Here is a 24,623-nt window from a genome sequence, read left to right as displayed (position 1 = left end):
GGTCGTGCCGTCCAGCCAGTCGGCGGACCGTACCCGCACCGACGTCCTGTTGATCTTCCCGCCGCAGACCGAGGCCAGGTTCTTCCCGTATCTGAGCCTGCCTTACCTGACCGGCCACCTGCGGCGCCGGGGTCGGCGAGTGCACCAGGCCGACCTGAACATCGCCGTGCTCCACGAACTGCTGCGCCGTCCCGCGCTGTTGGACGACGCGGTCCGCGCCCAGGACACGGGCGACGACGGCAAGGCCGTGAGCGACTGGTACCGCCGAGCGGTGGCCGACGTATTCGCCGCGCACATCGGCGAGTTGCGTGCCCATGTCCTGCACAAGGAGTCGGCCGGCGAGCTGGGCCCCGACCGCGCGGTCCGGCTCGCCGGCCTGGCCCTGGAACTGCTGGTCCGCGACACCTTCCTGGTGCGGACCTGGGAGGACCTCGGCGAACTCGACGATGCCGTACGCCGGGCCGCGGACCGGCCGCCCACCGCGTCGGACGTACCGGTGGCATCGCTGCACCGCCTGCTGACCGGGCTGCTCGGCCGGCATCGCCCCCGGGTGGTCGGTCTGTCGGTGGCCTTCTTCAGCCAGCTCGCGCCCGCGCTGCTGATCGCCGCCTGGGTCCGGCGGCTGTCGCCGGACACCCGGATCTGTCTGGGCGGCCAGCAGGTGATGCTCCGTCATGACAGCCTCGCCCGACTGCCCGGAGTCCGGGAGACGGTCGACGCCCTGTGCCCGACCGCCGGCGAAGAGCCCCTCGAACGCTGGCTGGACGCGCTGGACGGAACGGTTCCGCTCACCGCCGTACCCGGCATGACCTGGCTGCCACGATCCGGAACCGAGCCGCGCACAGGCCCCCCGGTGACCCTGCGCTTCCGTGACCTCGGACCACCCGACTTCACCGGACTGCCGTTCCGCTCCTATCTCAACGACGCCCTGGAGCTGGCGATCGTCTCGTGCGTCGGCTGCTACTGGGGGCGGTGCGCGTTCTGCTCGTACGGCAACCGGTCGCTGCCGCAAGGGAGTTACCAGCAGGGGACCGCGCCTCAGATCGCCGACGCCGTGGAAGCGGTGGTCCGCGCCACGGGCACCCGGTACGTCTCGGTCGCGGACGAGAACACCAACCTGCGGCTGATCCGGAGAGCGATGCAAACGGTGCGCGAACGGGGCGTCCGGGTCCGGTTCGGCGTGCGCAGCCGACTCGAATCCGCCCTGACCGACCCGGAGTTCTGCCACGAGCTCGCCGCGGTCGGCTGCGCGATGATCTCGGTCGGCTACGAGGGCACCTCGCAGCGCCTGTTGGACCGGGTGGACCGGGGCGTGCGCGCGGCTGACTACCAGCGGATCCTCGACAACCTCGACGCGGCGGGCATCACCGTCCGGTTCACGGTGATGGGCCAGGTCCTGGACGAGACGCCGGACGAGTTCGAGGCGTCCTTGCGCTTCCTCGTCGACAATGAGCGGCGGATCGGCATCGACGCGCTGGAGCTGATGGTCGCGGAGCCCGGCAGCCGACTCGTGGACAGCCCGGCGGACTACGGCCTCGCCCTCGACACCTCGGACCGCCTCGCGGGCAACCCCGAGTTGAGCTATCTGGCCGGCCGGGTCGGCCACCCCCTGTCGGTCCCCGGCGGCCCGACGCGCACCGAGGCACTGGACCGGCTGGTGCGGATCTTCGACACCGTCAAACCGGGTCGGACGAATGCCTCGGCCCCCACCCGCTCCACCGCGAACGACCGTCACCCACTCGCCGTCGCGGCCCTGCGTCCCCATACGTGGGTCCGCACGGTGCCCGCGTACGCCGACGCCCGCCCGGCCGACCGTGTCACTCTCGCCGACCTCGTCCGGGAGCGTTTCTACGCACTCCCCCGCACGGACGTGGAACAGCGCCCCGACGGCCTGCTCACGGCCCGTACCGACCGCGGCCGCCGACTGCTGGGCCGCCTGGCCGACGCGGCAGCAGGCGTTCCCGACCCTGCACCTCCGGCCGACCCAGCGTATGCAGCCGACCCGGCCCCCTCAGCCAGGAGTTCGTCATGACGCAACCGCCGCGCACCGCACCCGGCGGCGCCTCAACCGTCGCCGTCGCCGAAGCCCCGCACCGGATGGGCCTGGGGGTCCTGATGGACATGCCGTGGGGCGGCGGACGCCTCGGCAGGCGCGGCATCGGATTCGTGGAGAGCGACGACGGCGGCGGAGACATCACCGACCGGGTCCGCGCCTTCCTGCACCGCCACGGCGGCGACTTCGCCTACTCGGCGCTCGCGTTCCAACCGCGCTCACGTGCCCGCGTACGGCCGGCCGACTACGTGCGCGCCTACGACCGCTTCTTCGAGGCGGTGCCCACCGGGCCGGCCCGCGCCTTCCACCAGACCGAGCTGAACATGGGCACGCCCGAGCGCTACGACCGCCGCCCGGCCGCCGAGTTCACCAATGAACTGGCCGCCCGCTACGGCTTCTCCTGGGTGGTCGAGGACCTGGGCATCTGGAGCCTGCGCGGCATACCGATGCCCTATCCGCTGCCGCCGCCGTTGACCGAGCCGGGCCTGGAGATCGCCACCAGGAACGTGGCGGAGGCGGCCCGGCTGCTCGAACCGCCGCTGCACGTCGAGTTCCCCGGCTTCACCGAGGGCGGCTCGTTCGTCCTGGGGCACATGGACGCCTTCGAGTACTTCGCCCGGCTGGCCGAGGACGCCGACGTACGGGTGACGCTCGACGTCGGCCATCTGCTCAGCTACCAGTGGCTGAGGGGACGTACCGGAAAGAGCATGTACGACGGGATCGACGCCCTGCCCCTGTCCCGCTGCCGCGAACTGCACCTGTCGGGCTGCCAGATCGTGGGCGGCAAGTTCCGCGACCTGCACCACGGCGTGCTGCTGGACGAGCAGTTGGAGCTCACCGCGTATCTGCTGCCGCGCTGCCCGAACCTTCTCGGGGTCTCGTACGAGGACCCGATGTACCGCGAGGACGGACAGCTGGTCGAGAAGTCCCGCCGGAACTACGCGCGGTTGCGGGAGCTGGTCGCCGCCTGGCAGCGCGGGGAGGCGGCGTGACCACGGGCGCGTCCCTGGACGGCGAGCAACTCACCGACCTGCTCATGCGGTTGCTGCTCGACGCGGACCTGCGGGCCCGGCTCGCCGACGAGGGCCCGGAGGCGGTGGCGGCGAACCCCGGCGAGCTGGAGTGCCTGGCCTCCGTCGACCTGGCCGAACTGGACACCACCGCACGGCGGTTGCGCTCCCAGGTCTGGCGGCCCGGCAGCGGCGGCAGCCTCGCCACCACGTTCCCGCGCAGCCTGCGGCTGCTCCAGGACGCCGGTGCCACGGAGTCCGACCTGCTCACCGGCTTCCTGGGCTCACCGCACTTCTCCCGGTACCGGCTGATCCCGTACACCGCTCCTGGCTTGTCGGCGGAAGAGGCCTTCGCCTCCTACCTGTTGGACGACTCCGCCTCAGAGGCGCTGCGCGACACCGTGACCCACGAGCTGATGATCGCCCTGTTCACCTCGCTGACGTGCGAACAGCCGCTGTCGTTCGTGATCGAGGCGGAGGGGATCGTCGCCACCGGCCAGGGTCATGCAGCCGTGCGTACGTACGCGGCGGCGTCCGCGGCCGACTGGGCGGCCACCTCAGCCGAGCGCCCCGCGTCAACTGCGCCCGCCGCGACCGCGGAAGCAGTGCACTACGCGTACTTCACCACGTCCGCCGGGTTGGCTCACGGCGTGGTGTCCGGGCGGGTGGCGGCGGCCTTCGAGGCCGAACCGTCGGACCGGCGCGAGATTGCGCGGCGGGCGCTCGCACGCCGCGGACTGTGGTGACGGGGAGAGGAACCGCCTTGCACATCGTGTTGGTGGACATGCCGTGGTCGTCGCTTGACGCGCCGTCCCTCGCCCTCGGCATTCTCAAACGCCGGATCCTCGACGTCTTCCCCGACGGCGCCGCGGACGTCGAAGTCGTGCACGCCAACCTCGACTTCGCCGACTGGGTGTCCGCGCGTACGGAATACGGCTTCGAGGAGTACGAGTTCTGCTCGACCTCGTACTTCTCCGGACACAGCGAGTGGATCTTCTCGGCCGCGCTCAACGATCAACCGCTGTGGCGGGTGGCCGAGTTCACGGAGCACTTCGGCGGGAAGATGCCGGAGCGCATGCTCGCCAAGGCGCGGGAACTGCACGAACTCGCGCCGCTGTTCGTCCGGGAGACAGCCGCAAAGATCGCCGCAACGGCACCGGACGTGGTCGGCTTCACGACCACGTTCGCGCAGAACGCGGCGGCCCTCGCCGCGGCCCGCGTGGTCAAGGAACTGGCGCCCGGCACCACCACCGTCTTCGGCGGCGCCAACTGCGACGGGCCGCAGGGCGCCGCGCTGCACCGCAACTTCGAGTACGTCGACTTCGTGGTGCGCGGCGAGGGCGAGATCGCGTTCCCCCGGTTGCTCGCCGCGCTCCGCGACGGCGACGCCGACGACCTGGCCGCCATCCCCGGCCTGTGCCGCCGCGACCCGGACGGCCGGTCCGTGGCCCATCCCATGGACGCCGCCCCACTGCCCCCGGGAGCACTGGTCACCCCGGACTACGGCGACTACTTCGAGCGGCACGCGCGGTCCACCGCGGGCGGCTGGGTGGAGCCGCGGCTGGTGGTGGAGGCCTCACGCGGCTGCTGGTGGGGCGAGAAACACCACTGCACCTTCTGCGGACTCAACGGCTCGTTCATGGAGTTCCGCAGCAAGGACCCGCGACGGTTCGTGGCCGAGATCCTCGGCCTGGTCGAACGCCACCGCGTCCTGGACGTCTGGGTCACCGACAACATCCTCGACATGGCTTACATCACCTCCATGGCACCGCTGCTGCAGGAGAGCGGATACGACCTGCGGCTGTGCTACGAGATCAAGTCGAACCTGCGGCGCGAGCAGTTGGCGACGCTCTACGCGGCCGGAATCAGCTACGTGCAGCCGGGCGTCGAGAGCCTCAGCAGCCGGGTGCTGAAGCTGATGGACAAGGGCGTGACCGGCTGCCAGAACGTGCGGCTGCTGCGGGACGCGGAGACCGTGGGAGTCAACCTCAGTTGGAACTACCTCTACGGCTTCCCCGGGGAAACCGACCAGGACTACGACGAGATCATCGACCAGCTGCCCGCACTGCACCATCTCGGGCCACCGGCCAACTCCACCCGCCTCAAGGTCGAGCGGTTCAGCCCCTACTTCGACCGGCCGGAACTGGGCTTCGGCGACCTGCGCCCCGCCTCGCACTACCACCACATCTACGACCTGCCCGAGGCCGAACTCGCCGACCTGGTCTACATCTTCGACTCACCGAACCGTGGCATCGCCGACGGCTGCCGCGACCGGCTGCGCGCGGCCGTCGCCGACTGGACGGGCGCGTACCCGCGCAGCCGTCTGACCCACTGCGACCTCGGCACGCACATCGTCCTGGTCGACACCCGGCCGGAGTTCTCCTGGCGGCTGCTCGACCTCACGGACCCGTTCGAGGTGACGGTGTTCCGGCTGCTCGACGCGCCGCACAGCCTGCCGGCGCTGGTGCGCAAGGCGGCCGCCCGGTGCGCGGACGCGGGAGAGTCGGCCGGCGAGGTGACGCAGGAGCGGGTCGCCGAACTGCTGACGCGCTGGCGGACCCTCGGCCTGGTCTTCGCCGAGGGCGGTCACTACGTGCAGGTCGCGCCCGCAGTGGCCAACCAGGACCTGCTGCGCCTGGACGGCACCGGACTGCACAAGGACGACACCGCGCTGGTCCCGGCTCTGGCGGCCCCCTCCACGGGAGTCACGCGATGAACCCGGAGCTGACGCTGTGGAAGGACCGCGACCCGGGGGCCATGCTTCTGCCGGGCATCCACTGCGGCACCCTCGACGGACCGCCGGACAAGCCGGTGGACGCCGTCGCGCAACTCGCCTCCGAGGGCGTCCAGTTCGTCCAGGTGCGCGAGCCCGTGGACCTCACGGATCCGGACGGCGCGTCCGCGGTAGCCGTTCTCCTCGTCGTCCGGGAACTCACCAGCCACGGCATCGCGGTGGACTGGACACTACGGATGCCCGACCCGGCCCAGTGGCGGCCGCTGAGCCATCTGCACCCCCCGGCAGCCGTCTTCCGAGGCCCCGAGGGAGCGGAGAACGAAGACCACGTGGTCACGGCCTGGCGCGACTCGTTCCACATCGCGAAGTGCGGCTACCGCCGCGGCCCCGGTTTCCTGGAGATCCGCGACCACCGCTGGGGTTCCTTCCGGCGCCTGGTCGTCAACGCCCCCCGCAGCACGGCGTTCCAGAGACTGCTGGACGGCGTCCCGGCGGTCGCGTCGGCGTCGACGGAGCGGGCCCTTGAGCGTCACCTGCGCGAGAACCTCGTCCACCGCACCGGCCGTTACCTGTGGTGGACGCCGTACCGCCTACGACGCTGGCCGCTCAGCACGACGATCCCGTAGGAACCTCTCGACCCACCGTTCCGTCAACTCGTCGGCCTGACGCCTGATCCCCGGAGCCGGCACGGAGGAGGGGGCGCCGGCACCGAGGAAGTCGAGGCAGCCGAGCAGGACTGCCTCGTAGTCGGCGACCAGGTCCTCATAGACGACGACATACGGGACGACATCATGCCGCCCGAAGTAGTCCTCCCAGACCGACGCGTCGCGGTCGAGCATCCTCAGATGCCGGCGGATCTCCTCGTAGCCGTACCGGGGAGCGGCGCGCGAACTCCCCTCCGGCAGAAAGGTGCCGTCCAGGATCCAGACACCGGTCTGCTCGGCCATGGTGTACGACACGGCCTGCCGTAATCGGTCCCTGCGCTGGATCCAGATGTACCGGGGTGCTCGGAGGATGTCGTACGGGTCCGCCTCCAGGCCGGCGAGATGCCCCGCGTGGACCCGCAGCCCGAACACGCCGTTGGGGCTGGTCCGGCACGTCATCAGGTTCCGCACATAGCCCGCCACCAACTCCTGCGGATCAGCGGAGTCGAATCCCCACCGCTCGAAGTAGTCCAGTACGAAGGCGTCCGCGAAGTAGTCCTCGGGGAAGCCGGCCAGCCCGGTGTGCCACAGGGCGCGGGCGAGCATGTTGCTCCCGCACCTGGGGGTCGACGCGAGCACGTAGCGGACCGGGGGCAGGCCGGTGAAGGGCGGGAAGTCGAACTCCGGAGCGTTGGTCCGATAGCGCAGCGCCATGAGACCACCTTCGCGCCCCGCACCGGCGACTGTCACCGGCTCCGTAGCACGCGACGCCTTGTCTCCCAGCTGGCGGCTGACTCGACATGAAACGAACTGAAGTTGGCTCACTTTCTCCATACGCGCCGAAAGCGCTCCCGGACCCCCGTTGTGTTTTCCGCGGTCCTGCAAGAGGGCCGCTGGCCTTCGGGCCCGGCATGGCTGTCCCCCTCTCCAACCGATGATCTGGGGGGGGTGGTGCCACCGGACCCGGGAGGCGCCGTTGAGACGCTGATGAGAGGTCCGACTACCGCCTGGCCAGGCGCAATACCTGGCCGCTTGCGGGCGGCAGGTCTGCATGACGTGGATGCGCGCATACGACGCCAACGACCTGGCCGGCACCGCACGAACCCTGTTCGGGAGGATGGATTGGACGACATCGACGACGTGGGCGTCTCCCTCGGCCTGGACGTCGGCAAGAGCGCCCACCACGGGCACGGGCTCACCCCGGCCGGCAAGAAGGCCTTCGACAAACAGCTGCCCAACAGCGAGCCGAAGCCGCGGGCCGTCTTCGACAAGCTGGCCGAGAAGTTCGGCACCGTACTGGTGATCGTGGACCAGCCTGCCTCGATCGGAGCCCTGCCCCTGACGGTCGCCCGGGACACCGGCTGCAAGGTCGCCTCCTGCCCGGACTCTAGATGCGGCGGATCGCCGACCTCTACCCGGGCGAGGCGAAGACCGACGCGAAGGACGCCGCGGTGATCGCCGACGCCGCCCGCACCATGCCGCACACCCTGCGCTCGCTGGAACTGACCGACGAGATCACCGTAGAGCTGACCGTGCTGGTGGGCTTCGACCAGGACCTGGCGACCGAGGCCACCCGCACCTCCAACCGGACACGCGGCCTGCTCACCCAGTTCCACCCCAGCCTGGAACGCGTCCTGGGCCCGCGCCTGGACCACCCCGCGGTGACCTGGCTGCCGGAACGCTACGGATCCCCGGTCGGCTTGCGAAAGGCCGGTCGCCGCAGGCTCGTTGAGGTGATCCGTCCGGCCCAGGGCCCCGCGCATGGCCCAGCGGTTGATCGACGAAGTCCTCGACGCGCTCGACGAGCAGACCATCGTGGTCCGGGGCACCGGCACCCTCGACATCGTGATCCCGTCCCTGGCCCGTTCGCTCGCCGCCGTCCACGAACAGCGACGAGCCCTGGAAACGCAGATCGGACAACTGCTGGAGGCCCACCCCCTTCCCGCGGTCCTGACCTCGATTCCGGGGGTCGCAGTCAGGACCGCCGCCACCTTGCTGGTCACCGTCGGCGACGGAACCAGCTTCCCCACCGCCGCCCACCTCGCCTCCTACGCCGGCCTCGCCCCAACGACGAGGTCGTCGGGAACCTCGATCCACGGCGAACACGCACCACGAGGCGGCAACCGACAACTCGAACGCGCGATGGTCCTACCCGTGTTCGCCGCCCTGCACGATCCCGCCTCCCGCACCTACTACGACAAACGCAGAGCCAGACCAAAGACACAGAGGCACCCCCTTGCCCCTCCCCCTTCCGCCACCTAGCCTGATTTTGTGCCGCTAATAAACAAAACCCGATCGCACACCGTCGTGCCGGGCAGCCACAGCGACCTCGCACGCCTCCGTACCGCCCTCACCGTGTTCTTCGCCCTCGACGGCTTCATCTTCGCCGGCTGGGTCGTCCGCATCCCCGCCATCAAGCACCAGACGGGCGCCACCGCCAGCACCCTCGGCCTCGCCCTCCTCGGCGTCTCCGCCGGCGCCGTCATCACCATGATGATCACCGGCCGCCTCTGCCGCCGCTACGGAAACCACCAGGTCACCGTCGTGTGCGCCGTCATCCTCTCCCTCAGCGTCGCCCTCCCCCCACTCACCCACTCCGTCCTCACCCTCGGCCTCGTCCTCCTGGTCTTCGGGGCCGCGTACGGCGGGATCAACGTCGCCTTCAACAGCGCCGCGGTCGACCTCGTCCGGGCCCTGAAACGGCCCATCATGCCCAGCTTCCACGCCGCCTTCAGCCTCGGCGGCATGGTCGGCGCCGGGCTCGGCGGGCTGGTCGCGGGCGCGCTCACCCCGACCCAGCACCTGCTCTGTCTCACCGTGCTCGGCCTGCTCGTCACCGCGCTCGCGGGCCGGGTCCTGCTGCGCATCCAGCCCCCGGAGCCGCCGGAGACCGCACCGGACGAGAAGCCGCCGCCGCGCCGCCTCGACTCCCGCACCCGCGGCCTGGTCATCACCTTCGGCCTGATCGCCCTGTGCACGGCCTACGGCGAAGGGGCCCTGGCCGACTGGAGCGCCCTGCACCTGGAACAGGACCTCGAAGCCTCGGCCGGCGCGGCGGCTGTCGGCTACTCCTGCTTCGCGCTCGCCATGACCGTCGGCCGGCTCACCGGCACCCGGCTGCTCGAACGCCTGGGCCGCACCCGCACCCTGATCTCCGGCGGCACGGTCGCCGCCCTCGGCATGCTGCTCGGCGCCCTCGCCCCCACCCTCTGGGCCGCGCTCATCGGCTTCGTGATCACCGGGGTCGGTCTCGCCAACCTCTTCCCCGTCGCCATCGAACGCGCCGGCACCCTCGCCGGCCCGGACGGCGTCGCCATCGCCTCCACGTTCGGCTACGGCGGCATGCTGCTCGGCCCACCCGCGATCGGCTTCATGGCCGACTGGTTCTCCCTGCCGGCCGCCCTCACCAGCGTCGCGGTACTGGCGGCGACGGCAGCGGTGATCGGGCTCGTGACACGGGGCGCGGCGGAGCGCTGACCCGCCGAACCGGGGCCCGCGAGTCCTCGGTGTTCAGGCGGGAGTGGATCACGGAGTGTCTGGCCGCCCGCCGTTGACGGCCGCAGTGGTGGCAGCGGCGGTGGCGAAGCGGAAGGCGCCGTCGCCGCTTCCCACCGTCAGCCACACGTACTCCCCCTCCCTGACCAGCCTGAGCGCGATGTGGTCGCAACCGGGACACCGGGCGGTGAGGCCAGGTTCGGGCCCGTAGACGTGGAGCCCGGCGAGCGGGCCCGACCTCGCGCACTCCGGGCAGCGCCACCATGCCGTGGTGGGCTCGGCGGCGAGGATCTCCGAGAGCGGGCCGGCGAGGCAGTTGCCGTCGAGGTGCGGGGTTTCGTCAGCCATCGTGGCCTCCGGTCAGCCGAAGCGTTCGGTACGGATGGTGGTGGGGTCCCGCCCCAGGTCGACGAGGAGGTCGGCCACGGTCTCCACGAAGCCGGTGGGGCCGCAGACGTAGACCGGACTGGCGGGTTCGAGCCGGGCGGCCGTCTTGTCGAGGTCGGCCGGAGTGAGGCGGCCGGGGTGGCGGGTGCTGCCGGGCGGGGCCTGTCGCGTGTACAGCAGGCGCACGTCGAGGTGCGGGTCCCGCTCGGTCAGGTCGTCGCGGTACCAGACGTCGTCGGGGGTCCGCACCGAATACAGCAGCTGGAGGGGGGCGTCGGAACGGGCCGCGCGGTGGGCTCGGATCATGGCCGCGAGGGGTACGACTCCGGAGCCGCCGGCCACCAGGAGGGCGGCCTCGGGCTGTTCGGGCCGCCACACGAACCAGTTGCCGAGCGGACCGCGCACCTCGACCTCGGCTCCCTGCGGCAACTCGTCCGCGAGGTAGGGGGAGACCTCGCCGTCGGGGACGCTCTGCACGCCGAGTTCGATCCGGTCGCCGTCGGCGGGCGCGGCGAGGGAGTAGCTGCGTACGGCCTGGTAGCCGTCGTCGGCGGTGAGCCGCACGTCGACGTGCTGGCCGGGCAGATGACCCGGCCACCCCGGCACGGTGAAGACGAGGGAGCGGGCCGTGGCGGTCTGCCGGGCGCGCTCGTCGAGGCGTGCGGCACGCCAGACGATGGCCACGTCAGTCGCCCCAGTTGCGCTGCTCGCGCCAGGGGTCGCCGTGGTTGTGGTAGCCGACCGACTCCCAGAAACCCGGCTGGTCGTCGTGGGTGAGCCGCAGTCCGCGCACCCACTTGGCCGACTTCCAGAAATACAGGTGCGGCACGAGCAGCCGGGCCGGGCCGCCGTGCTCCGGCGAGAGCGGGAAGCCGTCGTAGGTGTGCACGAGCCATGCCTTGCCGCCGAGGAGGTCCGTCAGCGGAAGGTTCGTGGTGTAGCCGCCGTAGCTGTGGGCGACGACGTACGCGGCCGTGGTGTCGACGTTCTCGAGGAAGGCCTCGACGGGAACCCCGCGCCACCGCGTGTCGAACTTCGACCAGCGGGTCACGCAGTGAATGTCCTTCGTCGTGTCCTCCTGCGGGAGGGCCAGCATCTGGTCCCAGGTCCAGCTGTGCGTCTCACCGGTCTCGGCCGTCACGGTGAAGGCCCACGAATCGGTCGCCACCTTCGGGGTGGGCCCCGCGGACAGCACGGGGAACTGCTCGGTCGGGTACTGGCCGGGCGGCAACCGGTCCGCCAGGGACCGGGCACGCCCACGGAATCCGGGTGAGAAGGAGCTCATGGACGTCATCTCCTGACCTCGTCGGGCGCCGCGGCCGAGAACAGCCGGAGCCGGGCACGGCCGCACATCGCCGGGGCACTCCCGGACGCACGTCCATCATGTGCCGCACTCCCCCTCGACCGCACTCGATACGGCACACTCGCCCCCATGGACACCACGGACTTCGTCGCCCATCTGGACCGGGAGGGCCGTCTGCTGGCCGCGGCGGCCGAGCGGGCGGGGACCGACGCGGAGGTCCCGACCTGCCCGGAGTGGCGGGTGGGGGATCTGGTGCGGCACACGGGCATGGTGCATCGCTGGGCGGCCGCGTTCGTCGCCGAGGGGCACACGGCCTACCACCCCGACGGCGGGCTGCCCGAGCTCGACGGCGCCGAGCTGCTGGCCTGGTTCCGCGAGGGCCACGGGTATCTCGTCGAGACGCTGTCCGCCGCTGCTCCCGATGTCCGGTGCTGGCAGTTCATGCCGGCGCCCTCGCCGCTCGCGTTCTGGGCCCGGCGGCAGGCGCACGAGACCACCGTGCACCGGATCGACGCCGAGTCGGCGCGGGGCGGCACGCCCAGCGAGATCTCCACGGACTTCGCGGCCGACGGCATCGACGAGCTGCTGCGGAGCTTCCACGCCCGGTCCAAGAGCCGGGTCCGCAGCGAGGAGCCGCGGGTGCTTCGGGTGCGGGCCACGGACGTCGACGGCGCCGTGTGGACCGTACGACTGTCGCAGGAACCGCCCGTCACCGTCCGGGACGAGACCGGTGCGGCCGACTGCGAACTGGCCGGGCCCGCCGCGCAGTTGTATCCGGCGCTGTGGAACCGGCGGCCGTTCCCGAGCGTGACCGGGGACGCGACCATCGCCTCGCTGTGGCGGGACAAGTCGGCGGTCACCTGGAGCTGACCGTCAGCCGTCGCCGACCGTCAGGCGGTGAGCATCCGCGTCAGTACCGCGCGCTGCACCGGCAGCACCTCACCGTGCAGTGAGCGGCCCTTGTCCGTGAGTCCCACGCGCACGCCCCGCCGGTCCTCGGGGCACATGGTGCGCTCGACGAGCTCGTCCTTCTCCAGCCGGGCGATCAGCCGTGACAGGGCGCTCTGGCTGAGGTGGACGCGCTCGGAGATCTCCTGCACGCGGTAGGCGCAGGCATCTCCCGCGAGGACGTCCAGGACCTCGAAGTCGCTGGCGCACAGGCCGTGTTGATGCAGCGCGCGGTCCAGTTCGCACTGGGTGCGCGCGTGCAGCGCGAGGATGTCCCGCCACTGGTCCACGAGCCCCTGCTCGGCATTCTTGGCCGCCATGCGGGCACCGTAGCAGAGAACCAAGATTATTGCACGCACATTAAATGCGTTTGCATTCCATGCATGTGCATGTAGTGTCTCTCGTCATGACCTCACCGCTCACCATCCCCGCGTCCGACGGACGCTGGACTCCCCGGCTCTGGGGCACCCTGCTGGTGCTCTGCGCCGCGATGTTCCTGGACGCGCTGGACGTGTCCATGGTCGGCGTGGCCCTGCCGTCCATCGGCTCCGACCTCGACCTGTCCACCTCGGCGCTGCAATGGATCGTCAGCGGCTACATCCTGGGCTACGGCGGTCTGCTGCTGCTCGGCGGCCGCACCGCGGACCTGCTCGGCCGGCGCCAGGTCTTCCTGGTCGCCCTCGGCGTCTTCGCGCTCGCCTCGCTGCTCGGGGGCCTGGTCGACTCGGGCCCGCTGCTGATCGCCAGCCGCTTCATCAAGGGCCTGAGCGCGGCCTTCACGGCCCCCGCCGGCCTGTCGATCATCACCACGACCTTCGCCGAGGGCCCGCTGCGCAACCGGGCCCTGTCGATCTACACCACCTGCGCGGCCACCGGCTTCTCCATGGGCCTGGTGCTGTCCGGCCTGCTCACCGAGGCCAGCTGGCGGCTCACCATGCTGCTGCCCGCGCCCATCGCGCTGATCGCCCTGGTGGCCGGCCTGAAGCTGCTGCCGCGCAGTGAGCGCGAGAAGGACCACAACGGCTACGACGTCCCCGGCGCCATCCTCGGCACCGCGTCGATGCTGCTGCTCGTCTACACGGTCGTCCAGGCACCGGAGTCCGGCTGGGGCTCGGTCCGCACGCTGCTGTCCTTCCTCGCCGTCGCCGTCATGCTCACCGTCTTCGTACGGATCGAGCTGCGCTCGGCCGGCCCGCTGATCCGGCTCGGTGTACTGCGCTCCGGCACCCAACTCCGCGCCCAGCTCGGTGCGATGGCGATGTTCGGTTCGTACGTCGGCTTCCAGTTCCTGGTGACGTTGTACATGCAGTCCCTGCTCGGCTGGTCGGCGCTGCACACCGCGCTCGCCTTCCTGCCCGCGGGCGCGATCGTCGCCCTGTCCGCGACCAAGATGGGCGCGATCGTCGACCGGTTCGGCACGCAACGGCTGATCGTCGTGGGCTTCGTCCTGATGATCACCGGCTACGCGCTGTTCCTGCGCGTCAGTCTCGACCCGACGTACGCGACGCTGATCCTGCCGTCGATGGTGCTGATCGGCGGGGCCTTCGCGCTGATCTTCCCCTCGCTCAACATCCAGGCCACCAACGGCGTCGAGGACCACGAACAGGGCATGGTCTCCGGGCTGCTGAACACCTCGGTGCAGGTGGGCGGCGCGATCTTCCTGGCCGTCGTGACCGCGGTGGTCACGGCCGGCGCCCCCGGGAACGCCGACCCGCAGGCCGTCCTGGACAGCTACCGTCCGGGCCTGATCGTGGTCACGGCCATCGCCGGCGCGGGCCTCCTGATCACCCTCCCCGGCCTGCGCACCCGACGCAGGCAGCGGTCCGTGGTGGTCGCCAAGTCCAGCCAGTCCACCTCCCAGGAGGCGGAGGAGCGGGTCACGGTCCGCGACTAGGGGAACGCCTCCGCAGTGTGTGCCCGGTGGGGTCTGTGTCCCGCCGGGCACACTGCTGAGCGGGCTGCTCACGCCGTCAGGAAGTCGGTCAGGACCTTGTTCACGGTGTCCGGGCACTCCAGGTAGCCGTAGTGACCGCAGTCCGGTATCTCGGCGTACCGCGCCCCCGGAACCGCCTCGGCGAGTTCGCGGGACAGGTGCGGGCGGACGACCAGGTCGTCCTGGAAGCCGATGACCAGGCACGGGCAGTCGATCGACCGGTAGTGCGCCAGACGGTTCGGAATGACCTCCAGGCCGAGTTGGCGACGGACCGCCACCGGGTCGGGCGTGGTCAACTCCAGCACGGCCAGCCAGTCCCGCAGCCGCTCCTCGTCGTTGAGGGTGCGCGGGGAGAGGTTCTGCAGCGCGAGCCGGTACGCGGACACCGCGGGCGGGAGTTCGACTCCGCTGTCGGCGAGTTCGAGGTCGGCCGCGGCCATGGCCCTGATCAGCTCGTCGGCGCGGCCGCAGCTCGACATCAGGACCGCCCGGCCGACGAGGTCCGGCCGGGCGAGCAGGAGTTCCTGCACGATGATCCCGCCCAGCGAGTGGCCGACCACCCGGCACGGCCCCTCCCCCAGGTGCTCGATCAGAGCCGCGACGTCCGCGACCATGTCGTCGAGGGTGAACCCCGCGGCTCCCGCGGCGGTCAGTCCACTGCCCCGGTTGTCCACGGTGATCACCCGAAGGCCCGCCTGCCGCAGCGCGGGCACCTGGTGGGCGCGCCAGACGCGGCCTGGCGTACCGGTGCCGGGCACCATCACGACCGGCTCACCACGACCGTGGTCGTCGAACCAGAGATCCACTCCGTTCACGTGCGCCATCGGCATCGGTGTACTCCTCCCTGACGGCTGATCGCTTCAGCGCGCGGACCGCGGCGCGCTCACTGCCCGGACCAGACCGGGTCGCGCCCCTCGGCAAAGGCCCGGGGGCCCTCCTCCGCGTCCGCGCTGCGCATGCGCCGTTCCTCCCACGCGTAGCGAGTGGCGAAGGCTTCTTCCAGGGGGCGGTCGAGCGAGCGCATGACGGACTCCTTGATGGCCCGCACCGACAGCGGGGCGCTGCGGACCAGGTCGTCGGTCCAGGCGGCGACCCGCTCGTCCAACTCCCCCGGCTCGGCGACCTCGTTGACCAGACCGAGACGGAGCGCGGTGGCCGCGTCCATCCGACGGCCGGTGAGGAGATGGCCCATGGCGGTCTTCAGCGGCAGCTGCCGAGCCAGCCGGAACGCGCCGCCCGCGCCGGGGACCAGCCCCAGCCGCGCCTCGGGGAGGGCGAACACCGCGTCCGTGGCGGCGACCACCAGGTCGCAGGCCAGCACCAGTTCGAAGCCGCCGCCGAGTGCGTAGCCCCGCACGCGTGCCAGGACGGGCTTGGACAGGGAGAACCGTTCGGTGAGCCGTGGCCAGCCGGGCAGGCCGCGGCTGCCGAACGTCGTCGGCGCCGTGCCCGTCGCGGTGAGCCGGGCCCGTTCCTTGAGGTCCTGGCCGACGGAGAACGCCCGGTCCCCGGCTCCGGTCAGGACCACTGCGCGGACCTCGTCGTCGGCCTCCACGTCGTCCCAGACCGCGCCGAGCTCCTCGTGCGTGCGCAGATCCATGGCATTGAGGACCTCGGGCCGGTCCAGCGTCACGTAAGCGACGCCGTCCTTCTTCTCGTACCGCACCCGAGGGCGGTCGGCGTCGCCGGCACCCGCCGTCACGAGGAGCCCGCCGCGAACCGTCCCACCTTGTCGATCACGTCCGCCCCATACAGCCGCAGCGCCTGCTGGAGCGCGAACTCGGCCATGTAGGCGCGGAAGGCGTCGGCCGGTTCGTCGGCGAGGTTGAGCATGTGCCGGTTGGCCAGCACCGCGTCACCGTCGAACCGGGCCAGCGAGCGCTCCACGGCGGCGTCCAGTTCCTCCGGCTCCACCACCTCGTCCACCAGCAGCCGGGCCGCCGGCTCCGCTGCCCGGATCCGGCGTCCCTCCAGGATGACCTGGCGGGACAGCCGCGGCCCGACGTACCGGCCGAAGCGGAAGTTGGCGACGCCCGGGATGATGCCCTCCTTGGCGGCCGGCAGACTGAGGTAGGCGTCGGAGGCGGCGAGGACGTGGTCGAAGACCAGCAGCAGTTGGGCGCCCCCGCCGATCGCGAAGCCGTCGACGGCCGCGACCCAGGGCTTCTCGGTGTACGGCGTGTGCCAGGCGGCGGGGTGCTCGGTGCGGATCCCGCGGACCAGCTTGTGCAGATAGCCCAGCTCTCGGCGGAGCAGGAAGCCGACCAGGGAGATGTCACCGGAACTGAGGTTCTTGAGGTTGATGCCCGCGCTGAAGACCCTCCTGCCCCGGTAGCGGGGGTGGCTCATCTCGCCGCCGCGCACCAGGCCGACCCGGACCTCGGGGTCGAGCAGGGCCAGGTCGACGGCGGTCTCCATGTCGTCGACCTGCTGGTCGTCCTCGGCGTTGAGGCGGTCGTCCCGGCAGAGCGTCAGCCGGGCGACCCCGTCGCGCCGCTCCAGTCGTACGGCCGTCGTCCGCACGACTCCCGTCCGGCGGAACTCCGGCAGCAGCGCGAGCGCGCGGTCCGTGGGGCGGAGCATGGCCGCCAGGAGGTGGGGTCCGGACACGGGTGAGCGCAGGACGGCCCGCAGGAAGATGCCCTGGTCGATCTCGTGGCCTTCCTTGTCCGCCTGCGGGCGCGCCCGCTCCCGCTCCAGCAGGTCCGCCGCGGGAACGAGACCGGGGTAGGCGGTGGCGGCGGCCTCGACGAGTTCACCGATGCGCAGTTCGCGGGCGCGGCCGTCGGTGAGGCGGTCGTAGACGGCGTCGGCGTGCATGTCGAGGAAGCCCGCCCGCTCGGCGCGCGCCCGGTTCTTCACGGCGTCGGCCGCGGCCCGTTGCGCGGCGGTGCGGTCCGCCGGCGTGGGCAGCGCGGACAGCGTCTTCTCGGCCTGCCGCACGGTGTCGGTCAGCCGCTGCCAGCCGTCGAGGACGGGTCCTGGCCGGGGCGGTGCCGTCGTCATGCGGCCACCTCGTCGGCGGCGCCGCGTCGCAGTACGCGGTCGCAGGCCGCCAGGTGCGGCCCGAGGGCGTCCTCGAAACTGGTGTGCTGGGCGTCGAACAGCAACTGGCGGCGGATGGCGATCTCCTTGCCGGACAGCTCCTCGATCAGCTGGTCCGTGGCGGCCGCCGCCGCGTCCGTGTTCTCGGCGAGTTCGTCGGCGATGCCCAGTTCGAGGGCGTCGGCCGCGGTGAGCGGCTGCCCGTACAGCACGCTGCGGCGGACGCGGGCGGCGCCGGCGAGGCGGACGAGCCGATAGCCGGCCATGCCGGGCCAGGTGGACTCTCCGTCGAAGGACACAAGCAGCCGCGTGTCCGGGGTCGCGATCCGGATGTCGGCGACGAGGAACGCGTCGAGCGCCGCTCCCCCGCAGTCGCCGGCGGCGAGGGCGACGACCCCGGCGGGCAGTCGCTCCAGCCGCCGCAGCACCCGCTCCCACTTGCTGACCAGGGCCACGTCCAGGGCGTGCGTCCAGCCCGGTTCGGGCGCGCCGGTGACGCGCAGGGTGACGATCCCCCCGGCGTCCCCGTCTTCGGCCCGGTCGCACAGGACGGACAGGTCCTTGACTGTCCCCAGAGTCAGCGGCCGGGTCCCGTCCACGGTCGCGGTCAGTACGTCACTCACGTCTCGCACTGTGTTCTCCCCCGTCGTCACCACTGGACCAGCGCCGTCTCGAGCGTGGATCCCGGACCCATCGTCATCAGGACCCCGTAGTCGCCGGGCCTGGTCACCTGCTCGTCGAGAAGCCGTTCGTAGGAGAACAGGAACGAGCCGCTCGACACGTTGCCGTAGTCCCTGAGGACTTCGGTGGTGTGCCGCAGTTCGTGGCGGGACAGCCGGAGGTTGACGCTGACCGCGTCGATGACCTTCTTGCCGCCGGAGTGCACCAGCCAGTGGCCGATGTCGCTGCGCCGCAGGCCGGTGCCGGCCAGCAGCCGGTCGACGACGATCTCGGCGTGCGCGCCGACGACGTACGGGATCTGCGGGTCGAGGTAGAAGCTGAACCGGTCCAGCTCGCGGTCCCAGTCGTAGCGCATCGCGTCGATGGCGTCCGGAATGATGCAGCTGGCGAACTTGAGGACGGCCGGCCCCTCGGAGGCCCCCGACACCTCGTCACCCGGCCCCGACAGCAGGGCGATCGCGCCGGCTCCGTCGCCGAAGAGGCTGTTGACGACCGCCGTACGCATCGAGGAGTCCATCGCGTACGCGGCGGAGCACGCCTCCGTGCACAGCACGACGGCGAGTTCGCCGGGGTGGGCGGCGGACCAACCGGCCACCACGTTCAGCGCGTTGAGGCCCGCGTTGCAGCCCATGCCGACGATGTCGCTGCGGCCGCAGTGGCGGTCGATGCCGAGTTCACGGATCATCAGAGCGCTCAGGCCGGGGGTGAGGAAGCCGGTGGAGGAGACGCAGCACAGATGCCGCAGGTCGGAGAGTTCGGCACCGGCCCGCTTCAGACAGGCGCGCAGCGCCTCGGCGCCCATGCCGACGGCCATGGCCTTGTGCTTGTCCAGCAGGTCGCCCTGCGGCTCCGGCCGGCGGACGCCGTCGGCGTCCGGTTCGGGCAGGGTCAGATGGCGCCGGTCGATGGCGCTGTTGCGGAAGACGGAGCCGATCCGGGGGTCGGTGATGTCGAAGGCGTCGAGCACCTCCTGCTGGGTGTAGGCGGTGGGCGACGTGGCGGTGCCCACGCCCACGATCCGCGGCCGGTACGGCGTCTTCAGGGCCCCGTCGCCGGTCAGCACCGGACGTCGGTCGAGCGTGTCAAGCCGGTCGAGGCCATCGAGTCGGTCGAGGCTTGTGGTCATCGGAAGGTCCACCCCCACATACGCGGCTTGCCGCGCGGTTTCCGTGCGCTGACAGCGGTCACTTTGTCCTCGTCGCCTTTCTCCGTGGAACGGGCGGGAAACGATGGTGAATTGACGTGAGTGCGTTTCGTCAGCGCGCCTGCGCGCTGGACGCCTCGATGAATCGGGCGAGCCGGGTGATGCCCTCTTCGATGTCCGCGTCCGTCAGATAACTCGTGGACAGTCGAAGGGAATTGAGGCCGCCGCCCTGCGGATAGAAGTAGTTCATCGGCGTCCAGATGACGCCGAAGTCCTCCGCGGACCGGGTCAGGGCCTCGTTGTCCGCCGGGAAAGGGACATGGACGGTGAGGAAGAATCCGCCGGTCGGTTCGTTCCACCGCACGCCGAGGTCCGCGCGCCGGGCGGCCGGCAGGCGGAGGTCCAGCCGGCGCAGCGTGGAGCTCATGGCCCGCCCGTAGTGGGCGGCCGGTTCCGCGTTCAGCTCCGAGATCCGGCCGGCCGCCGACAGCAGGGCTCCGGCGACGGCGGCCTGGCTCAGTGACGAGGTGTTGACCGTCACCATGCTCTTGATCTTGGCGAGTTCGTCCGCGAGGAGACCGGTGCGGCCCGTGCCGTCGGCCACCGTCTGGTCGGCGACCACGAACCCCACCCGCGCCCCCGGGAAGACGGTCTTGGCGAAGGAGCCGAGGTGCACGACCGTGCGGGAGCGGTCCAGGGACTTCAGGGTCGGGAGCGATACCCCCGGGCTCACCCTGCGGTAGGGGCTGTCCTCGATGACCAGGATGCCGTGGCGCTCGGCCAGTTCCAGGAGTGCGGCCCGGCTCGCCGCGTCCATCGTGGTGCCGGAGGGATTGGAGTGGTCGGGGACCACGTAGACGGCACGGGGCCGGCGCCCCGCCGCCCGCTCCCGCCGGATCGCCGCCTCGACGTCGGCGCAGGCGAGCCCGTCCTCCCGCTCCGCCACGGCGGTGACCGACACGTCCAGCAGCCGGGCCGCGCCGGTGATGCCGACATAACAGGGGCTGGCCACCAGGAGGACGTCGTCCGGGCCGCGGAAGAGGGCCCGCAGCATCAGCAGCATGGCCTCCTGCGCGCCGACCGTGATGACGATCGACTCGGCCGGCACGTCGATGCCCTCGTCCACGTGCAGCGAGTCGGCGACGATGTCACGGATCTGCCCCGCCGTCGGACCGTACTGGTACATGGCGGTCCGCACCTCGTCCCGCGACCGGCCCTGGGCCTCCAGGTGATCCAGGTACGTTCGGAGATGGTCGAAGATCCGCTCCGTCTCGAAGAACCCGTCGTAGGGCCGTCCCGGGGCGAAGGAGATCGCGTCCGGGTAGCGGTGCGTGATCTCGTTGAGGAAGTTCATCGTGTCGAGGACCGGGTCGGCGAGGCTGCGATGCAGCTCGCTCCGGCGTAGATCCGGCCCGGCCCCCGTCGCCGCCGGCTCCGTGCGGAATTCCGGGAGGACGGGCACCGGGTCTTCTCGGGTCAGCCGCGCATAGTCGTCCAGGCTCCGTCCGGCCATGGATATCCCCTCGGCGGTTCGCATTTCGGCGTGTTGATTTCGGCGGCCAGGATCACACGATTCCGACCGGCGTCACAATGCTGTCCAACACGCCAAAATGCTCACTTGGACGGGGAGTTGCCGAGACATTTCCCTGGCGCCCGACAATGCCGTACGTTTTTACCCTCCGTTGGGTGCGCAGGGGAGATCCGTGAAACGTCGGAGCTCCGCGGGCAGATCCTTTCGTCTGCGTACCTTCAGCTTCCGGTAGATTTTCGTCAGATGCTGCTCGACCGTGCTGACGGTGATGAAGAGCTTGCCGGCGATCTCCCGGTTGGTGCAGCCGGCCGCGGCGAGCGCGCCCACCCTCAGTTCCGCCGAGGTGAGTTCGAGCAAGGAGTCCGGCACGCCGTTCGTGGAGAACAGCTCGCCGGTAGGATCGCGGAAGAGCCCGGCGTCCGCGGAGCGGTGGTGCTGCGGCAGTGCCTCCGGTTCCGGGCGCCCCGTCGGAGCCTCCCAGGGCCACGCCCGCTCCCGCTCCGCGGTGTGCCGGTACGCCGACCGTACGGCCTCCGTATCGGCCGGTGGTCGCCTGAACTCCGTGTCACCAGCTGCCTCCAGGAGCCGCAACGCCCCCTGGAGCAGGGGCAGTCGCTCGTCCGGAGCGCTGGTGGCGACCAGCGCGCGGAGGGTCGCGAACGCGGAGCGGGACCCGTCGCCGGTCAGGTGCCAGGGCTCGCCGCTCGCCCCATGCCGTGGTTCCTCCCCGCGCGGGGCCGGTCGCTGCCGATGGGTCTCCCGTCCGCGACCGCTGTCGCCCATCGCTTCGAGTGCGGCCGCCACGCCCGCCCGCCAGTCGACGAGTTCGGGCAGGTCGAGCCCCCACCGCGCCATCAGTTCCCCGCAGGTCTCGAAGTGCCGCAGCGCGGCGCCCGGCCGTCCCGCGCCGAGGTGGTGGCGGCCGAGCGAGTGGAGGTAGGGAAGGGCGAAGGGCGTCTCGAACATGGCCGCGGGCACGGGCACGTCGAGGTACGCCATGGCGGTGTCGAAGTCGCCGCCCGTCGTCGCCGCCCGCACCGCCAGGGACAGCGGGACGCCGATCACGACACCCCACGCCTCGGAGCCGACCAGAGTCAGCGACGCCCGGGCCGCCTCGGCCGCCGAGGGGATGTCGCCGGCGCCCAGCGCCTCCGCCGCGGCGTGTGCTTCGAGCAGGGCACGCCGCATGGGCACACGCCGGTTTCCCGGTTCCTCCAGCAGTCGTTGGGGCCACGACACGGGGTCGTCCGGGCGGCGTCCCTCGGTCGTACGGAGGAACAGTCCGGTGGGCGGGCTCGCAAGTCGGGTGACGGGTGCGATGCCGCGCGTTCCCGGTGGGCCGTGCTCCGAGGTGGCCACCCCCGCCGTCAGGTCGACCATGGCCCCGGCCGGGAGCCGAGCGGGGACCGTGGACATGAGGTCCGGTCCGGGCGGTGCGTCGGTCCCTGGATCTCCTTCCGACCCGGGCTGCCAGAAGGAGAGTTGGAGCCGGACCAGCCGCAGGCCCGCCCGGACGGCCGACGAGGCCGGGCCGGCGCCGTCCCAGTGGTCGGCGGGCTCGGCGGCGGCCCGGCCCTCGATGATCCGCAGCAGTGTGTCGGCCTGGGCGAAGTCACCGCGCCAGGCGAGTTGTTCGACGGCCACCAGAGCCAGGGGCACGGGTAACCGGCCGTCGCGCACCATGCGGTCGAGCTGCGGGAGATACCGGGAGGCTCTCGGCGGGTCGATCAGCCACTGCGTCTCGGCGAGCGCAGCGGTCACCGCGGCCTCCTGGCCCGGGTCCGTGCAGATGCCGGAGGCATGCCGCAGGTACTCGACGGCGGTGCCGATGTCTCCCGCGTCCCGGGCGTCCCGGGCGGCGCGCCGGAGGATGCCGGGCTGCCAGGCGGCGGCGCCGGGGTCGTGGGTGGCGAGCAGCTGTTCGGCCACGGCGACGGCGGAGGCCCCGCTCTCGTGGAGCAGGTGGGCGGCCGCGGACCGCATCGCGAACAGGTCCTTGGTGGGGATGTCGGCGAGGACGGCGGTCCGGGCGCGCTCGTGCCGGAAACGCACGCCGGAGACCAGGCCGGCGGCGTGCAGTTCGGCGATGCTGCGGCGCACCGCGGTGATGTCCTCGCCCAGGATGTCGGCGACCAGCGCCGGGCTCGCCTGTTCACCGAGTACGGCGAGGGCCCGGGCGGCGGAGAGCAGCGCCGCCTCACCGCGGTGCAGACAGCGCAGTACCGCGTAGCGGAAGGACTCCCCCGGCACCGGGACGCGGATGCGGACACCGACGAGCCCCTGCCCGGCCGGACCGCGCCCGACGGTCGGGGCCGCGCCGGCGGGCGGCCGCTCGCCGGCTGCCTCCGGGTCCAGGAGCAGCCGGTCACCGGCCTGTTCCGGGCCGGCGGCGAGGGAGGCCCCGTGCGCGTCCTGACGGGACGGGATGTGGCCGGCGCCTGCCGTCCGGTTCGACGGGACCTGGCCAGCGGGTGTTTCCCGGTCGGGCGTGCCCGCCCCGGTGAACGTCCCACGGTCCAGAGGGACTTGGCCGCTGGACACCTCCTGGTGCGACGCACCCGGTCCTGTGGAACCGTTCCGTACGGGCGGGTCCTGAGCGGTGCCCGCCCGCCAACCCGGTGCGCCGGGTTCCCGCGGTGTGCCGTCCCCCACCACGTCGTCGATGAGGGCGTGCAGCAGCAGCGGGTTCCCGCCGCTCGTGCGCGTCCACGGCTCGGCCGCCTCCCGGGCACCGGGAGGAATGATCCCGCGCGCGGCCAACTGCCCGGCGACACCGTCGAGTCCGAGCGTGCCGAGCCGGACGCGGTGGCTGGAGGGCAGGTGCAGGGTCTCGGCGTGGAAGGTCACCAGGCCCTGCTCGTGGCACGAGCTCTCGGTCAGCACGACCATGATCGGGGCCGTGTCGATACGGCGGATGAGATAGCTGAGGCAGTCCAGTGAGGCGTCGTCCGCGAAATGCACGTCGTCCACCGCGATGACCAGCGGTCCCTCGCCGGCGAAGCCGATGACGGCGCGGCAGATGCGCTGGAGCAGGGCGAGCGGGACCCTCCCGGCCTCGATCGCCGCGAGACCGGTGACAGCACCCGCACCGTCCTCCGCGGCGAAGGGGTATTCCACCATCCCCTCCGCCCGCATGGCGCTCATCAGTCGGTCGACGAGACCGAGCCAGTCGAATCGCTCGCTGGCCGAAGCCGTCACCGAAAGGAAACGGCCTTCCTGTGTTCCGACCCAACCGGCGAAGCTCTGGATCAGAGCCGTTTTCCCACAGCCGACAGGAGCGTTCACCAGAGCGACCGCGCCCTTGCCGTCCACAGATCTCGAATAGATCTGCTGCAGCAGTCGTAGTTCTGCGTCCCTTTCACTGAGATTCACGTCTCGGAACTTCAAAGGACCCCCCGTGATCCATTTCCGTACGCACGGCGGCGCCGCACTCGATGCCGCCGACTCGAGAAACCCTCGCAATTGGTTCAGGATTCAATTTGAATCGCCTCGGGCCTGCGCCGATGCAGACAGCCGATACCGGCGACCGATACAGATGTGGGGGGATGAGATACAGCCCTGCCGGATGCGGAAGAAGCGATACCTTCAGGATACCGGCTCGATCCGGTCGCCCGTCGTCTGGATTTCGGACAGGTGGGCCGGAGTGCATCGATCGTTTTGAGACATCTTCTATTTCGGTGCCGTGAAATGGTCCGGGCGCGATGCCCGGGCCGGG

Annotated in this window: 20 protein-coding genes and 1 pseudogene; 9 read left to right on the top strand and 12 right to left on the bottom strand. The window is 71.3% G+C overall.

Going from position 1 to position 24,623, the window contains the following annotated elements:
- The first annotated feature begins 4 nt into the window (after positions 1–4).
- Genes ACIQI8_RS24075 through ACIQI8_RS24055 form a run of 5 tightly spaced genes read left to right on the top strand, consistent with a single transcriptional unit; the run spans position 5 to position 6,423 of the window.
- Complete coding sequence (locus ACIQI8_RS24075; protein ID WP_402354263.1) at positions 5–2,032, top strand: B12-binding domain-containing radical SAM protein; 2,028 nt, start codon at positions 5–7, stop codon at positions 2,030–2,032.
- Positions 2,029–3,045: a DUF692 family multinuclear iron-containing protein gene (locus ACIQI8_RS24070; protein WP_402354260.1), complete on the top strand. Its 1,017-nt coding sequence runs from the start codon at positions 2,029–2,031 to the stop codon at positions 3,043–3,045. The genes ACIQI8_RS24075 and ACIQI8_RS24070 overlap by 4 nt, the downstream gene beginning before the upstream one ends.
- The gene (locus ACIQI8_RS24065; protein WP_402354257.1) at positions 3,042–3,809 is read left to right on the top strand and encodes a hypothetical protein; all 768 of its coding nucleotides are present in this window, start codon (positions 3,042–3,044) and stop codon (positions 3,807–3,809) included. The genes ACIQI8_RS24070 and ACIQI8_RS24065 overlap by 4 nt, the downstream gene beginning before the upstream one ends.
- 26 nt (positions 3,810–3,835) lie before the next feature.
- Positions 3,836–5,779 carry a RiPP maturation radical SAM C-methyltransferase gene (locus ACIQI8_RS24060; protein WP_402355947.1) on the top strand — a complete coding sequence of 648 codons (1,944 nt, stop codon included), beginning with the start codon at positions 3,836–3,838 and terminating at the stop codon, positions 5,777–5,779.
- Positions 5,776–6,423: a DUF5825 family protein gene (locus ACIQI8_RS24055; protein ID WP_402354254.1), complete on the top strand. Its 648-nt coding sequence runs from the start codon at positions 5,776–5,778 to the stop codon at positions 6,421–6,423. Before ACIQI8_RS24060 ends, ACIQI8_RS24055 begins: the two co-directional genes overlap by 4 nt.
- Here ACIQI8_RS24055 and ACIQI8_RS24050 read toward each other — a convergent pair.
- Positions 6,388–7,155: a Stf0 family sulfotransferase gene (locus tag ACIQI8_RS24050; protein WP_402354251.1), complete on the bottom strand. Its 768-nt coding sequence runs from the start codon at positions 7,153–7,155 to the stop codon at positions 6,388–6,390. The genes ACIQI8_RS24055 and ACIQI8_RS24050 overlap by 36 nt on opposite strands.
- 408 nt (positions 7,156–7,563) lie before the next feature.
- On the opposite strand from ACIQI8_RS24050, the pseudogene ACIQI8_RS24045 reads away from it, so the two are divergent.
- Positions 7,564–8,679, top strand: a pseudogene (locus tag ACIQI8_RS24045) (IS110 family transposase); the annotation flags it as partial.
- Between the two features lie 69 nt (positions 8,680–8,748).
- On the top strand, positions 8,749–9,918 hold the full coding sequence (locus ACIQI8_RS24040) for an MFS transporter (RefSeq protein ID WP_402354248.1): 1,170 nt from the start codon (positions 8,749–8,751) through the stop codon (positions 9,916–9,918).
- 48 nt (positions 9,919–9,966) lie between these two features.
- Here the strand turns inward: ACIQI8_RS24040 and ACIQI8_RS24035 are convergent, their stop codons facing one another.
- From ACIQI8_RS24035 to ACIQI8_RS24025, 3 genes are read right to left on the bottom strand one after another with little or no spacing between them, the layout of a single operon-like run.
- The gene (locus ACIQI8_RS24035) at positions 9,967–10,284 is read right to left on the bottom strand and encodes a DUF6510 family protein (RefSeq protein WP_402354245.1); all 318 of its coding nucleotides are present in this window, start codon (positions 10,282–10,284) and stop codon (positions 9,967–9,969) included.
- Between the two features lie 12 nt (positions 10,285–10,296).
- Positions 10,297–11,007: a ferredoxin reductase gene (locus ACIQI8_RS24030; protein WP_402354242.1), complete on the bottom strand. Its 711-nt coding sequence runs from the start codon at positions 11,005–11,007 to the stop codon at positions 10,297–10,299.
- Between the two features lies 1 nt (position 11,008).
- Complete coding sequence (locus ACIQI8_RS24025; RefSeq protein ID WP_402354239.1) at positions 11,009–11,608, bottom strand: sulfite oxidase-like oxidoreductase; 600 nt, start codon at positions 11,606–11,608, stop codon at positions 11,009–11,011.
- 147 nt (positions 11,609–11,755) lie between these two features.
- On the opposite strand from ACIQI8_RS24025, the gene ACIQI8_RS24020 reads away from it, so the two are divergent.
- Positions 11,756–12,496 (top strand): maleylpyruvate isomerase family mycothiol-dependent enzyme, encoded by a 741-nt coding sequence (locus ACIQI8_RS24020; RefSeq protein WP_402354236.1) that lies wholly within the window; start codon positions 11,756–11,758, stop codon positions 12,494–12,496.
- Between the two features lie 20 nt (positions 12,497–12,516).
- Here the strand turns inward: ACIQI8_RS24020 and ACIQI8_RS24015 are convergent, their stop codons facing one another.
- On the bottom strand, positions 12,517–12,894 hold the full coding sequence (locus ACIQI8_RS24015; RefSeq protein WP_124001032.1) for a MarR family transcriptional regulator: 378 nt from the start codon (positions 12,892–12,894) through the stop codon (positions 12,517–12,519).
- A gap of 86 nt (positions 12,895–12,980) precedes the next feature.
- On the opposite strand from ACIQI8_RS24015, the gene ACIQI8_RS24010 reads away from it, so the two are divergent.
- Positions 12,981–14,468, top strand: a complete 1,488-nt coding sequence (locus ACIQI8_RS24010; protein WP_402354232.1) for an MFS transporter — start codon at positions 12,981–12,983, stop codon at positions 14,466–14,468.
- A 68-nt stretch (positions 14,469–14,536) separates the two neighbouring features.
- On the opposite strand, the gene ACIQI8_RS24005 is transcribed toward ACIQI8_RS24010, so the two are convergent.
- The 7 genes from ACIQI8_RS24005 to ACIQI8_RS23975 all read right to left on the bottom strand — a co-directional run bounded on the left by ACIQI8_RS24005 (position 14,537) and on the right by ACIQI8_RS23975 (position 24,280).
- Positions 14,537–15,337, bottom strand: coding sequence for an alpha/beta fold hydrolase (locus ACIQI8_RS24005; RefSeq protein WP_402354229.1), 801 nt, complete (start codon positions 15,335–15,337; stop codon positions 14,537–14,539).
- Between the two features lie 53 nt (positions 15,338–15,390).
- The gene (dpgD, locus tag ACIQI8_RS24000) at positions 15,391–16,209 is read right to left on the bottom strand and encodes an enoyl-CoA-hydratase DpgD (RefSeq protein WP_402354226.1); all 819 of its coding nucleotides are present in this window, start codon (positions 16,207–16,209) and stop codon (positions 15,391–15,393) included.
- Complete coding sequence (gene dpgC, locus ACIQI8_RS23995; protein WP_402354223.1) at positions 16,206–17,513, bottom strand: (3,5-dihydroxyphenyl)acetyl-CoA 1,2-dioxygenase DpgC; 1,308 nt, start codon at positions 17,511–17,513, stop codon at positions 16,206–16,208. Before dpgC ends, dpgD begins: the two co-directional genes overlap by 4 nt.
- Complete coding sequence (gene dpgB / locus ACIQI8_RS23990; protein ID WP_402354220.1) at positions 17,510–18,175, bottom strand: enoyl-CoA-hydratase DpgB; 666 nt, start codon at positions 18,173–18,175, stop codon at positions 17,510–17,512. Before dpgB ends, dpgC begins: the two co-directional genes overlap by 4 nt.
- Positions 18,176–18,201: 26 nt before the next feature.
- A complete protein-coding gene (gene dpgA, locus ACIQI8_RS23985; protein ID WP_402354217.1) occupies positions 18,202–19,359 on the bottom strand; it encodes a 3,5-dihydroxyphenylacetyl-CoA synthase DpgA in 1,158 nt (385 codons plus the stop codon).
- A gap of 130 nt (positions 19,360–19,489) precedes the next feature.
- Positions 19,490–20,890 carry a PLP-dependent aminotransferase family protein gene (locus tag ACIQI8_RS23980; RefSeq protein ID WP_402354214.1) on the bottom strand — a complete coding sequence of 467 codons (1,401 nt, stop codon included), beginning with the start codon at positions 20,888–20,890 and terminating at the stop codon, positions 19,490–19,492.
- Positions 20,891–21,049: 159 nt separating this feature from the next.
- A complete protein-coding gene (locus ACIQI8_RS23975; RefSeq protein WP_402354211.1) occupies positions 21,050–24,280 on the bottom strand; it encodes an AAA family ATPase in 3,231 nt (1,076 codons plus the stop codon).
- Between the last annotated feature and the right edge of the window lie 343 nt (positions 24,281–24,623).

Origin of the sequence: Streptomyces sp. NPDC092369 (genome assembly GCF_044755245.1) — a bacterium.
Classification (GTDB): domain Bacteria; phylum Actinomycetota; class Actinomycetes; order Streptomycetales; family Streptomycetaceae; genus Streptomyces.
Note: the sequence above shows the minus strand (reverse complement) of the source record. Positions and strands in the feature narration are given on the sequence as shown.

What these genes read in the sequence shown, in the direction of transcription:
- ACIQI8_RS24005 (WP_402354229.1), bottom strand. Translation starts at nt 15,337, where the DNA reads ATGCCGATGGCGCACGTGAACGGAGTGGATCTCTGGTTCGACGACCAC.
- ACIQI8_RS24025 (WP_402354239.1), bottom strand. Translation starts at nt 11,608, where the DNA reads ATGAGCTCCTTCTCACCCGGATTCCGTGGGCGTGCCCGGTCCCTGGCG.
- ACIQI8_RS24035 (WP_402354245.1), bottom strand. Translation starts at nt 10,284, where the DNA reads ATGGCTGACGAAACCCCGCACCTCGACGGCAACTGCCTCGCCGGCCCG.
- ACIQI8_RS24070 (WP_402354260.1), top strand. Translation starts at nt 2,029, where the DNA reads ATGACGCAACCGCCGCGCACCGCACCCGGCGGCGCCTCAACCGTCGCC.
- ACIQI8_RS24015 (WP_124001032.1), bottom strand. Translation starts at nt 12,894, where the DNA reads ATGGCGGCCAAGAATGCCGAGCAGGGGCTCGTGGACCAGTGGCGGGAC.
- ACIQI8_RS24020 (WP_402354236.1), top strand. Translation starts at nt 11,756, where the DNA reads ATGGACACCACGGACTTCGTCGCCCATCTGGACCGGGAGGGCCGTCTG.
- ACIQI8_RS24010 (WP_402354232.1), top strand. Translation starts at nt 12,981, where the DNA reads ATGACCTCACCGCTCACCATCCCCGCGTCCGACGGACGCTGGACTCCC.
- dpgA (WP_402354217.1), bottom strand. Translation starts at nt 19,359, where the DNA reads ATGACCACAAGCCTCGACCGACTCGATGGCCTCGACCGGCTTGACACG.
- ACIQI8_RS24050 (WP_402354251.1), bottom strand. Translation starts at nt 7,155, where the DNA reads ATGGCGCTGCGCTATCGGACCAACGCTCCGGAGTTCGACTTCCCGCCC.
- dpgC (WP_402354223.1), bottom strand. Translation starts at nt 17,513, where the DNA reads ATGACGACGGCACCGCCCCGGCCAGGACCCGTCCTCGACGGCTGGCAG.
- ACIQI8_RS24055 (WP_402354254.1), top strand. Translation starts at nt 5,776, where the DNA reads ATGAACCCGGAGCTGACGCTGTGGAAGGACCGCGACCCGGGGGCCATG.
- ACIQI8_RS23980 (WP_402354214.1), bottom strand. Translation starts at nt 20,890, where the DNA reads ATGGCCGGACGGAGCCTGGACGACTATGCGCGGCTGACCCGAGAAGAC.